The organism is Flavobacterium xueshanense (genome assembly GCF_900112975.1).
GTDB classification, from domain to species: Bacteria; Bacteroidota; Bacteroidia; order Flavobacteriales; family Flavobacteriaceae; genus Flavobacterium; species Flavobacterium xueshanense.
Genome location: NZ_FONQ01000016.1, coordinates 73,941 through 86,540, shown reverse-complemented (window position 1 = coordinate 86,540; position 12,600 = coordinate 73,941). Strand labels below are relative to the sequence as shown.

The window sequence follows — 12,600 nt, the reverse complement described above, 5'->3', positions numbered from 1 at the left end:
CTTTCTTGTTTCTCCTCTCGTTTAACACTCGTTAAAGTGTTTCTCGAAGCGGGTGCAAAAGTACAACTTCTTTTTTCAACTGGCAAGAAAATTTTGAATTTTTTTTAAGAAATATTTTATCTCTTTTTCTTCGCTTTTTCTTATCAATCTTTCAAGGAACGTTGCGCGTTTTGCGGGGTGCAAATGTAACATCCGTTTTCTAATCTCACAAGCTTTTCAGAATCTTTTTTAGAAAATAAATTTTCTTCTTTGATTCGTTTTACTTGCCAGTATTTTAATGAACGTCTGCGTCATTGCGGGTGCAAAACTACACCCTTTATTCGCTTTTACAAGCTTTTTTAACGCTTTTTTTTGACCTTTTCTTAACTTTATCTTTAACTGTCTGATATCACGTTTTTTGAAGGTAGAAGTTTTTTAAACAAAACTACAATCAAACACCCGATAAAGCCATTTGTACTTCAAAATCGCCAATCCCATTGCGGACAGATAGCTTTTAACTATCCGTTCCTATTTATAAAATCTTGATGAATTCACGAATTATTGCATTATTTATAGCTCATCACTACCCTTTGCCTCCTTTAGAAGTCACTTTCGTGCCATTATTCAAACACATGATAAACTAACTAATGGTTGTTTCCCATACCATATATAGTGCTAAATTGTGCTATTCCTTTTTCACTCCTATATATAAGGTATCATAATATATCGTGTGGAAGTGATTTTATAGCTAATGGCGTTCGTGGCAAAAAATCTTAATCTTAAAAAAATAGTTGAATATATCTCTTTCGATACTTGTCATGAACTAATTTCCTGGTTTTCGAATTTATTGAATATCATTTTAAAAGCCACTATTGCTTTATTATTTTTTTACTGACCACACCTTTATCAGTAATTATTTTTATTAAGTAAACACCACTTTGTACATTAAACGGAATTTCTATTGTATTACCATCTGCCAATTTTTTGAAAGTACTTAGTTGTTGACCAACAATATTGTAAATTGAAACTTCTTTAATATCTATTGATTGATTTTTTGTAATAAATAATTTCTTTTTGATTTCATTATTGTAAACTATTATCATTGATTCCAGCAATTCATTCTCGCCTATTCCAAGTGCTTTGTCCGTTTGAAAAGTTAATTCAAAACGAGTATTATAAGTTCCTGCGGATAAATTAACAGTTGCAGGGTTTTTAGTAATATCATAGTAAATTGAAGTTTCCTTATCGTGTATGTATATATTTTGATTTGCAGGTAAGAATTCTGCAGTATCAACGACAAACTGAACGTTACCTATTGTATCTGTTTTTACTCCTAAAGGATACGATTTATTAACATCAAATGAACCAACACCTTGAATAGTATATTCGGAATTATCAATTAAAAAATATAAATCATTTTTTTGTGTGTCAATCTGATAACCATCATAACCTCTATCTACTCCATCAGTCGCTAAATCATCCATGAACCCAATTAATAATTGTCTGTGATAATTATTTGCTGTATTAAAACCTAACCTGATTTTTGTGTTATAATTATTATAAACCACATCATTACTATTGTCTTTGAAGTGGTCAATAATAGCTGTTTCATATTTCTTTTTTGGCACCATTTTAAATAATGTATTGGAAATTGGCGCAGGCAAATCGTCAACATCATTTTCCTTAACAAAAGCCCGTTGATTATTATTAAATATAATTGGTACAGCTCCAACAATTCCTAGTTTTCCTACTACAAAAAATCCTTGACCAACAGGGATATATTGGTATGATATTTTATTACTTGTTCCCAGACCAGTAATTCCGATTGGAGCCGCAGGAAGTGTTCCTCCAGTTAAAGTTAAAGTAGAATAACCACCTGTATATCCAGAGACAAAGTGTGTATTGTTTTCTGGAGCATGTTGCCAAAAATAAAGTTCACCGGTAATTTCGCCATCAATAATGTTGATATTATCATTTATAAATTTATAGGCGTCTAAAGCCGAAGGATATGGATTTCCTACCAAAAATAAGTTATCCTCCAAAACAGAATTACCATTAATAAGCCCATTATAGGGTTTTCCTACAAAGGTGTAATTTTGAGTTATTAAATTATTTGGATCGGCTGCTCCAGCTCCTTTTAAAGTAAATCCTTGAGAAGGAAGAATTGGATCGACGATTTCATCAAAACGTTTCCAATCGGCATATTCTAATCCATTTTGAAATTTATAAAGCCAATATCTTGCTAAACCGAAAGGTGCAGTACTTCCGTCAAATCCACTTACCCAATTAATATTTGTAGGAGTTGTTGTAGTCCCATTTTTAAACACAGCATTTACAGTATATGCATTATTGTTAGTAGTAGCATTTATAGGTCCTACGGGAGATGACCAATAATTATAATTATATTTATTAACAGTACCTTGCTGGTCTCTTTTTATAAAACCTTTACTTGTAACATCTAGTTCACTATTGAGCGTCTGCACTAATTGAGAACGTCCTTTTAAGTCAATTAAACCATCTAATTTTAAATAATGGGAAACTTGTACCTTAGTGTTATTATTTGCTGTTAACGTTTTATAAGTTGTGGCATCAGTACCTTCCACAAACAATCCTAAAACAGTTTTATTTCCTACTGAAGTCACGTTGTTTTTAATTTTAACTATGTTTCCATTTACTGTTAAACCACCAGGAACTATAGATACAGCATTGGGAATAGTTTGAATAGCACCATTTTTCCACATTGTTGAATTAGTTCCATTCCACTCTCCGTCAGCAACAGTTTCGTAGGGCAGCGGTGCTGTTTGGGTATTTAAAAGCTGCTTGTTTTTGTTTAAATATTTAATTCGAAGAAAATTGCGATCATCTGTTAATCCCTCAACAGTTGTACCATAGAAAGCATTAAAATCGTAATAAGCTACAAGCAATGACCAATCAACCGCTTTTAATTCATTTTTAGTAATGCTTTGTGGTAATACTTTACCGCTCACTTTGCCATCTGTATATTTTTCCATCTCCTGGTTCATCAAGTAATTTATTTGATTCGCAGTTAATGCCATATCCCAAATATTTATTTGATCAATTTCTCCTAGAAATGGATTTATGATATTGTTTTTGTCTACATACAATGCACCTACGGAAAATCTGTTAAAATTAGGAGAAGGATTTTGCAAATTTAAAACGGCATTGTCTTTTACTCCATCAATATATAAATCTGCTGCGCCATAGAAGTAAACTGCAACAACATAATGCCATTTGCCATCAGCCACAGCCGTTACCGAGGTAAATTGCGTAACACCATCCCAGGAAGCCTCAACCTTATGTGCAGCATTTAATCTAATTTGCAACTCATTCCCTTTTCCAAAAATGGTCCTGTAAGCAGTGCTGGCTCCGTCATTCCTAATCCAGCAGCCTACTGTGAAAGTTCCACTTTTAAGGTTTAATGCATATTCTCCCACTAAAAAATCTTTATCAGTGGTACTACCTGTACTATTTACTAATTCTTTAACTTCCTTTCTTTGCGCCACACCAAATGTAAAATACTTGGTACCGTCAAAATCATACCACGTTTGATAACTTGCACTATTTTGCTTATCTAATATAGGACTGCCATAAACATCTTTATTAATTTTTAATGGGATCACATCAATAATATCTGAATCTGCAAAATTAGGGTTGTCGGCAACAATTAAAACGTATTCCTCTGTTGCTGCTTTAGGTAAACCAGAAAAAGCAGTTTCAGGTATTCCTACAAAAACATTCCCTACGTCACCATCAACATCACTTTTAGTTTCTACAATTTTCCATTTTTTATTAATGCGGTTAAAAGTTGTTGTAATTCCTGAAGCAATGGTCACTGTATTGCTTCCTGCTATGGCAAAAGTACCATTATTAGAACCCCACATTAAGAAATCACGGTCTTTTTTGAACTCGTTGATATTAGCAATGTTAGTTGTAGCAATAACTCCTAGACCAATAGTAACTGCATTCACATCATTACTACTTTTTGATTGTTTTTGATATAAATCTGATGCGACGTCTTTACCAATTCCTGCTATATTATAGTTGTATCCCGCATTGGTAGCTGTATTCCAAATTATGTTTCCTGCAGAATCTAAATAATTAATACTAGTACCATTAACACCTAATGTAATTCCGTATTTAATGGCCAAATAGGATTCTATCTTAGGTCTATTCCCATCAAGTACTCGAGAAGCATATGAAATGATTTCTGCAACTCTTCCATTTAAATTACCATTTGCAACAGCGCTATTGATGTTTCTCCCTATATTATACGGCGTCCCTTTGAATAAATTTGGTGTAATGCTGGTGTCTGTATAGCCAAGGTTTGCATAGGTTGTATTGGTTGTTGCGCTTCCGATTAAATTGGTATTGAAAAGCATCTCGACTCCATTACTTGCTGTCGTAGTTTTGTTTCTAGTGTTAACTATCCCAGCAATGGAATAGTCGGCCGCACTTTCTGCTACGCTATAATGATTACCTACGTTATCCTGCCACTGACTAAACCAAAGTCGCTCATCTGCATAACGTGAAGTGAAATTTCCAAAACCGATTCCTGTATGCTCTCCAGCGATGAGCGGATATGGATCGCCAAGAGTAGCTGGTTTTGCGGCAGAAGTACCTGAAATAATTGTCATAGGCAAAATCGATCCATCAATAGTAACATCTGGTTGTACAACTACAAATGTTTCATGCGTATAATATCCATTATCAGTATTATACATAAATTGATTCATTGTTGCATTATTTTGGAATTTTACAACCGGATTGTAATTGATGTTATTGCTCACATTATCATAATAATATGGTCGATTTGCTAGGGTACTTTGGCTAGCATCTTTTCCAGTTGAACCTAAGTCTCTCCATGTCTCAACAGGTATTGGATTAGCGTAATTTTCAGGAACGCCAAGTGGAACCGATATACCTCTGTTTGCCTTTAGCCATAATCTAAAGTCTGGATTACCACCACCAGGTCCATTAACATTAGGGTTGTAACCTTCCCCACTTACAACAAAAGTATAAGGATTTTTAGTAGCATCATTGCTTGGAATACTAATTATAGCATACTTTGTTCCAGGAGAGATGGGTAAAAATCTAATCACAAAATAGGACGTGGCTCCTGGCTGAATAATATTACTTGCCGCAGCACCAGTTGGGGGATATGGCGTGGGAGCGACTATAATAGCAAAGTCAGTAGACTGTACTCCTGTTAAAGGATTATATCCAAAACAAGTAAGTGCACCCAAATCCAAAGGACACGTTCCCGTATTTGATATTATGTAATTTCTAGTAGAAAAATTACCTACAGTTTGTGTTCCAAATAGCGTTCCATTTGTTGATGTGGCTACAGTTTGACCATTAGGCACAGTTTGCGTAGGAGATCCTCCTAAGACTGAAATAGAGGGCTTATTACTGTAGGAAAGTGTGAAAGTAAATACAGGAAAATTCTTTGCGTTTGAATAAATTGTTACAACGGAACCCGTAAAAGAACCACATTGTGTGTTTAATTTTCTGATTTTAAATGTAGAAGGACTATCTTTTTTAACGTTAAAACCTGGTCTATTCAATAACATAAAATCAGAACCACTAATTCTTACCTCTGGATTGCCAAGAACTAAGGAAGGATTTCCATTTGTTGTTGGAATATTTTTTATTGTAAACTCTACAATTATGCTCGACCCAAAGTCGACTGTTGATCCGTTTAAGATTTCTATTCCGTTGCCATAATAGACATGTATTTCTTGGCTATCGTTTTGCGAAAAAAGTAAACAAGTAGAGAATAAAGTTAATAGTAGAAGTATTTTCTTTAAGTAATTTTTTTCCAATTTGATATTTTTTTAAATATGTAGCAATCAATCTATTTCGTGCTCTAAAATTAAAAATTTAAATATGAAAAACAAAAATAAACACAAAATTAAATCGACTATTAACAATATTTACCGACGAAGTACGATAATTCGGCATTTTTAAGTCGGCAATCAAATATTTTAACTATTTTTTTACAAAGAAACATTCGTTTAATAATTTATTTATCAGTTATTTAAGTAAAAAATAATTTTATTCGTTATTTTTTCGCTTTTTTTATACGATTTGGAAAAATTTAAGCCCATTTCTTTCAATAATCACTCGGAATACTCTTAATACATAAAAAATGTCAAAAAAGAACAGTAAATAGTTGTGCATTTGGATTGATTCTGGCAATATCAATCTTGATTTTCTATTAAATTTGTGATAAAACATTTGGGTGTGGAAATTCGAATCCGAGCGGTTCAATTTGTGGAATCTTTCAATATCAAGAAATTCCGTGCTGATTTTTGTGCCGAAGCACATTCGGGTTCGACTTCCGAAGTATTTTTATGCAATGTAAGATACGGAGCGTTATTTATACGTTTTTGACCATAGTGTCGTGGTCTTCGCTAATTATGATGCGGTCGCCAAAAGCGAATTGAATCTGTTACATAAAAAATTACGCTTTTAACTTGGTAGATTTAGATTTTTTCGAAGAATATCGAATTGAGACTGATGATAAATTGCAAAAAGTCATCGAGAAAAACAATTATGTAATTATTCCTCAAATTGATTCTTCCATGTTACGTATAGTGATGCTTAATATTGGTCAATTTGTAGCCTTATATTACTACAAAGTTCCGACTAATGAATTAATTACATCTTCAAAACATTATATTTTGGAATTTGAACAACACGGAAAACTTCGTGTTTCAAAAACCAATTTGATCAAATATATTGGTAAAGTTCTTAATGTAAAAAATAGTATGTAGACAATTTATATATTCTGGATGTCCCCAATTTAGTGTGGGACAACGAGGAACTAAATCTCTTTAACCGACATCTACAAATCAATTTTCAAAGTAATAACAGATTTAAAGACTTTGATAACCGTCTATAAATCGTAGAAAACAATCTTACCCTTTTTACGGATGTATTAAATGTGCGGAAAAGTTCTCGTCTGGAATGGGTTGTGATTATTAATTGTCCTGAAGATTGCAATTGCCTTGTTTTTTCATTAAAATTGAACTCGTTGGGTACAATTATTTAAAATTAAGAACTCCGAAAAGAATTTAAAAATAAACACATAAATTCACAGAAAAAAGAACAGGACAGCCCAATTATTGGGTAACAAAGCTATATTTTACTATGATAGCGTAAAACCTCTCAATGGAAATACATAAAAACTATGTTTCTATGCGTTAAAAAAAAGAAACTTGAATTACACCCAACGGGTTAAAATTGAACTATCATTTTAGAAATTATTTATCAAAAGCCTCCAAAGTCAAATTAGAAATCACCGATTTATTTTCTTCTAAAATATCGCTTTCAATAGCAAACTCATCCTTTTTCTTTATCAACAGCCAGGTATTTTCCTGTTTGGTTTTTAATTTTACCAACGCAAATTCCCCTTTTAATTTTTTCCCTTTAAGGATAAAACTAAGGTGTCCCTTTTGTAAATCAGATTTTAAAATAGTTTCAATTTTATGTTCATTTTGTTCTTCAGCCAAAGTATACGTTCCGTTATCCCAAACGATTACCTTCCCTGCTCCATAATTTCCCTCTGGAATAGTCCCTTCAAAATCCTTGTAACTATAGGGATGATCTTCTACCATAATCGCAAGCCTTTTATCAGCTGGATTCATAGAAGGCCCTTTGGGTATCGCCCAACTTTTTAACATACCATTCATTTCCAATCGAAAATCATAATGCAAATGGGAAGCCGCATGTTTTTGTACCACGAAAACAAGTTCCTTTTTAGATTTTTCAATTTTCCCTTCGGGTTCAGTTGTAGAATCAAAATTGCGCTTTAGGTTATATTTATGCAAAGACATAATATATGATTGAATTGAATGAGAAATTTATGCTACTCGTATCCTATAAAAATTTATAAAAGCGACATTTTAAAAAATTAGCTTTTAAAAAGTTTTAACTTTTTTTTCCATCATTCTCATCCAGATTACTATGATTATCCCCTCCAATCCCGTAATGGTTGTTTTCTTCATCCTCACTTCCTACATCCTCAAGATCATCATCTAATTCAGAGCCCGGAATATCTAAATCACCACCCGAAACATCTTCTTCAAAATCTTTTTCATTCAGTTTACTGACATTATCGATTTCAACGGGCACTTTATTTTTAGATATATCTTCCGGATCAATATCCGATTCCTTTTTAAATTGGTTATAAATATCCTCGCTTGGCGGATACAAAAGAAAATCCGGCACTTTATTTTTATCTTCCTTGTCCGATTTTTCTTTAGCAGAACCTGATTTGTCGTTACTTTTTTCCATTTTACTATTTTATTTAATTGATTTACAATACACTAAGTTAATCATTTTTAAACAAAAACGCCTTTTATAAATAGTAAAAATCATTTAATTGCAAAAGGATTTTACAGTAAGAAAAGAGATTTTGAAAACCTTATTGAATTATAAAAAACGACAAAAAATCAGTAATTTAATGTTGAAAATTTGGTTGTTAAAAGATTTTAACAAACCATACCAAACTTTTTAATTACCCCAAATTCTATTTTTGAAAATGTCAAATGTTTGTCTTAAATGCTGATTAAGCAGCAGAAAAATGACGACAATAAGCATAAAGTAACCCATAGCGGTAAAAATTTCCATGTTGGACAATAATATCGATTGTTTTGAAACTGAGCTGATAATTTGTTTCATCGCTAATTTATTGGAATCATCCAACGCATATCCTTTAGCTACAAAATTTTTGGTGAGTTGTTCGACACGACTTTGTGTTTCCGGACTTTCGGGAAGAACAAACTGTCGGAATTTTGTAAAATGTGTACTTTGCAAAAACCATCCTGCGTTTTGAATAATCGCGAATCCCATTATACTTCCCCAAAAACGGCCTGCAACTCCTACAATTCCAGCAAAAGGAGCATAATGTTTAGGAACAGCCGATACGGTGAACAATACTAACGGAACAAATAGTACCCCGACCGCGGCTCCCTGCAACATGTAAGGAATAGCGATATCTGCCAGCGAGGCATCAGGTACAAAAAGAAAGGTAAACCAGAAATGAAATACGGCAAAGAGTGAAAATCCCAATATAAAAATATATCGCGAAGCTACAGATTTAGCCAGAAATATTCCCGTAAGAATCATTCCGGTTACAACTCCTATCATATTCAGATACTGCACATGTGCTACTCTGGATGGCTCCCAGTTCCAAACCACATACATCGTGCTGTGACAAATATTTAAAGTCGATCTGACAATATAAAAGATCACAGACAATAACAATCCGGTTCGCAAATTTGCATACTGAAAAACTTTCATGTCAAAAGTAGGGCGAGTAACCAGCATTTGTCGGGCGATAAAAAAACCTCCTGTGATTAAGGCGACAATAAGCGCAACTATAATTTGGGATGATTCAAACCAATATTTTTTTTGACCATAAACCACAAAATAACTGCCACATATGATGGCGGTAAGCACAAGAATAAAACTGGCCCAATCTATTTGATACAACGGAATTTTTTTATAATATCGATTGTTATTGAACGTAATCATAACCAAAGCCACGCACACAATTTGAAAAAAAGCCGAACCTAAAGCCATATATTTCCAATCGTAATTTTCAAGCAACCAAACAGCAATATTTATTATGAAAGGTGAAGCCAGCATCAAAGCTCCATAATTAAGGGAAAAGCCAATAATCACGGCATTTTTTGACTTAAATCTAGAAATCAAAAATAATCGCAAAGGCAAAACAGGCAATGCCATCAAAATCCCTTCGACCATTCTTAGGATAATAAACAAAGAAAAATTTTCCGTGTAGGCTGTTAAAATAAAGGTCAAGGCTGCCAGACCATAAATGACTAAGAAATATTTTTTGGTTGGAAAAAACTTAAAGAACCTACTTTCAATGAGTAAAGTAGCCAGAAAAGTCCCGTAAGTAACACACATCGAAAACTGCAAATCTTCCACTTCCACATCCAAAAAACTCGCTGCGTACGTTACATTAGAAGTATAAACTCCTAATAAAACCATGGAATGCAGCATGCAGAAAAATATAATGGCAATAATAGCCCAATTTGGAACCCAGGATTTAAAAATACTTACTTCTGACATCTGATTATTTGTGTTCGGCTATAACCGTAACATTCATGCCGGCTCTAAGAAAGTCCGTTTGTGCATCACTTACTTTTAATTTTATTCTAACCGGGATTCTTTGTTCAATTTTTATAAAATTACCCGTAGCATTATCAGGAGGTAAGAGCGAAAAACGTGCACCACTGGCAGGAGATAGTGACTCGATGATACCGGTAAATTTTCTTTCTCTAATTGCATCTGCTTGCATTTTAACTTCTTGTCCAACAGATAAATACTGTAGCTGCGTTTCCTTAAAATTAGCTGTAATCCACTTTTCCTTGCTAACGATAAAAACTAAGGTCTGTCCTTCTTTTATCATTTGTCCCGGCTGAATCATTTTTTTTCCCACCCATCCATCATACGGAGCGGTAATTATGGTGTAAGAAAGAAACAAAGTGGCATTGTCAGCAACCGCTTGTTTGGACTGAATTACCGTCTGAGCCGTTGGGATTTTAGCGGAAGCTTCAGCGGTATTTAATGCCGCCGATTGAATGGTATTTGCTATTTCCTGATAATGCGCCTGTGCCAATTCATAATCCGCTTTTACTTTTTCAAGCTGTTGTTCGGTAGCCGCGTCCTGGCTTACTAATTTTTTGTAGCGATTGTATTCCAGTTTTGTTTTCCAAACTTCCGTTTTTGCAGCTTGCAACTGAGCCTGTCTAACTGAAATTGTATTAAAAGTTGTTGCAACATTTTTTTCGATCACTATGCTATTGCTTTTTGCGTTTTCAACATCTGCCAGTGCCATGTCTAAATGCGCTTTGTATTCCCTGTTGTCAATTACCAGCAACGTATCACCTTTGTGAACAAATTGGTTTTCATTATAGCGCACTTCTTTAATAAAACCAGTAATTCGGGCCATAATTGGTGTTACAAATTGATCTACCTGAGCATCATTAGTTTCTTCGTGATTTTGATTAAAAATATAAAACCAAATTCCTAAAACAATTCCCCCGACAACCAAAATACTGGCAATCACGGTGATTAATCTATGAAATGATCGATGAGCTCTTGACGAATTCTGTACTTTTACCATATAAATTGGAAACTAAATTATATTAAATTGAAATTATTATTTATTAAGTAATCCTGCCGTATGGAGCAATTCATAATGTTTCATAGCAGCATCTATTCTAGTGGAAATTTTGTTGAATTTTGCCTGAAGCAACTCGTTATCAGCGTCGACCATTTCCGTAATCAAGACCAATTGGTTCAGGTATTTTACTTTTACAATGCGATAATTTTCATTGGCTAAATCCAATGCTTTGTCCGTAACCGGCAGCTTGTCAAGTATTTCCTGATATTGAGTATGATTTTTAAATACTTTATCTACCATTTCATTTTTTACAAGCTCTGAATCATTTTCTTGCAATTCCACTTTTAAGTTGGCAACCTGAACTCTGGCTTTATTTTTATACAAACCAGACAAATTATAAGTAGCTTCCACTCCAATTTGTCCTATGGTGTAGAGATAGGGACGATTTAAAGTAAATAACATATAGTCGGGATATTTCAGATTATAATTTCCAAAGAAACTCACCTTAGGATAATAATTACCTTTCACCATTTTTAACTCTGTTTTTTTTAAGTCTACTTTTCTACTAGAAATACGCATTTCTTCGTTTTGAAGGGTTTCTTTAAAATAGAAATCATAGTCTTTCAATGGAGCTATATCAAGTAATCCTGTTGTATCGATAGTAATTTCAGCCTCTTCCGGCAACTGCAAAAGAGTTTTTAAATCTTGAAGTGAAATCCTAATATTTTTTTTATTGGTTAATGAATTAAGTTCTCTGTCAGATAATTGCAGTTCAGAACGCAACACTTCGTTTTTAGTAACGGTTCCAAAGGTTTTAAAAGCCTTCACTTCTTTTAATCGTTCCTGTTCTTCTTTTATGCTTTCGCTAATGATTTTCTGGAGTTCCATCATTTTATAAATGCCCAAAAAAGTAGCGGTAACCTGCAACTGAATATCATTTTGTGTCTTCTCTACCTTGATTTTGGCAATTTCATTTTCCTCTTTCGACTTTTTAATCGCATTATTGATTCTGTTACCTGCATAAATCGGCATATCAAAATTTGTAACCGCATCATATATTACAGTTCCAGGTTGTGGAGTATAGGTATGTTTATCCGAGAAAAAACTGCCTTCGTATTCCGTCAGATCTGATAATCGGGAATACATCGCATTAAAATTAAGTTCCGGTAAACGAAGATCTTTTGTTACGGTAATTTCTTGTTCTGAAATACGCTGTTCTATGTGAGATTTCTGAATGGTCTTATTATTTTCTTTAGCGATTTTTAAAGCATCATTTAAAGAAATAGCGGTAGTTGGTTGCGCTTGTACCGACGCAATTCCTTGAAAGAAAAGGAATAACAACAAGACATTTTTTGAAAAATTAATTTTTGTTTGGCTCCAAAGAACCCTTTTTTTCAGAAACATAATATAGATCAAGGAATAGGTTGCAAAGTTCCCTAATT

General features: G+C 33.5%; 8 protein-coding genes. 2 read left to right on the top strand and 6 right to left on the bottom strand.

What is annotated here, in order from left to right:
- Positions 1-848 precede the first annotated feature (848 nt).
- Positions 849-5,822, bottom strand: a complete 4,974-nt coding sequence (locus tag BMZ76_RS13375; RefSeq protein ID WP_091207707.1) for a DUF8202 domain-containing protein — start codon at positions 5,820-5,822, stop codon at positions 849-851.
- A 421-nt stretch (positions 5,823-6,243) separates the two neighbouring features.
- Between BMZ76_RS13375 and BMZ76_RS15950 the strand changes: the two genes are divergently transcribed.
- Positions 6,244-6,393 carry a hypothetical protein gene (locus BMZ76_RS15950; RefSeq protein ID WP_167547469.1) on the top strand — a complete coding sequence of 50 codons (150 nt, stop codon included), beginning with the start codon at positions 6,244-6,246 and terminating at the stop codon, positions 6,391-6,393.
- 83 nt (positions 6,394-6,476) lie between these two features.
- Complete coding sequence (locus BMZ76_RS13370) at positions 6,477-6,776, top strand: RMD1 family protein (protein WP_091207704.1); 300 nt, start codon at positions 6,477-6,479, stop codon at positions 6,774-6,776.
- Positions 6,777-7,265: 489 nt separating this feature from the next.
- Here BMZ76_RS13370 and BMZ76_RS13365 read toward each other — a convergent pair whose 3' ends face one another.
- From BMZ76_RS13365 to BMZ76_RS13345, 5 genes are all read right to left on the bottom strand, one after another.
- A complete protein-coding gene (locus BMZ76_RS13365) occupies positions 7,266-7,838 on the bottom strand; it encodes a DNA polymerase ligase N-terminal domain-containing protein (RefSeq protein WP_091207701.1) in 573 nt (190 codons plus the stop codon).
- A 94-nt stretch (positions 7,839-7,932) separates the two neighbouring features.
- Positions 7,933-8,298, bottom strand: coding sequence for a hypothetical protein (locus tag BMZ76_RS13360; protein ID WP_091207696.1), 366 nt, complete (start codon positions 8,296-8,298; stop codon positions 7,933-7,935).
- 219 nt (positions 8,299-8,517) lie between these two features.
- Positions 8,518-10,101 (bottom strand): efflux MFS transporter permease, encoded by a 1,584-nt coding sequence (locus BMZ76_RS13355; RefSeq protein ID WP_091207692.1) that lies wholly within the window; start codon positions 10,099-10,101, stop codon positions 8,518-8,520.
- Positions 10,102-10,105: 4 nt separating this feature from the next.
- Positions 10,106-11,158 (bottom strand): HlyD family secretion protein, encoded by a 1,053-nt coding sequence (locus BMZ76_RS13350; RefSeq protein ID WP_091207687.1) that lies wholly within the window; start codon positions 11,156-11,158, stop codon positions 10,106-10,108.
- A gap of 36 nt (positions 11,159-11,194) precedes the next feature.
- Positions 11,195-12,499 carry a TolC family protein gene (locus BMZ76_RS13345; protein ID WP_244281819.1) on the bottom strand — a complete coding sequence of 435 codons (1,305 nt, stop codon included), beginning with the start codon at positions 12,497-12,499 and terminating at the stop codon, positions 11,195-11,197.
- Between the last annotated feature and the right edge of the window lie 101 nt (positions 12,500-12,600).

Bases quoted from the DNA above. Each gene is read 5' to 3' on its own strand.
- BMZ76_RS13365 (WP_091207701.1), bottom strand. From the start codon at position 7,838: ATGTCTTTGCATAAATATAACCTAAAGCGCAATTTTGATTCTACAACT.
- BMZ76_RS13350 (WP_091207687.1), bottom strand. From the start codon at position 11,158: ATGGTAAAAGTACAGAATTCGTCAAGAGCTCATCGATCATTTCATAGA.
- BMZ76_RS13355 (WP_091207692.1), bottom strand. From the start codon at position 10,101: ATGTCAGAAGTAAGTATTTTTAAATCCTGGGTTCCAAATTGGGCTATT.
- BMZ76_RS13360 (WP_091207696.1), bottom strand. From the start codon at position 8,298: ATGGAAAAAAGTAACGACAAATCAGGTTCTGCTAAAGAAAAATCGGAC.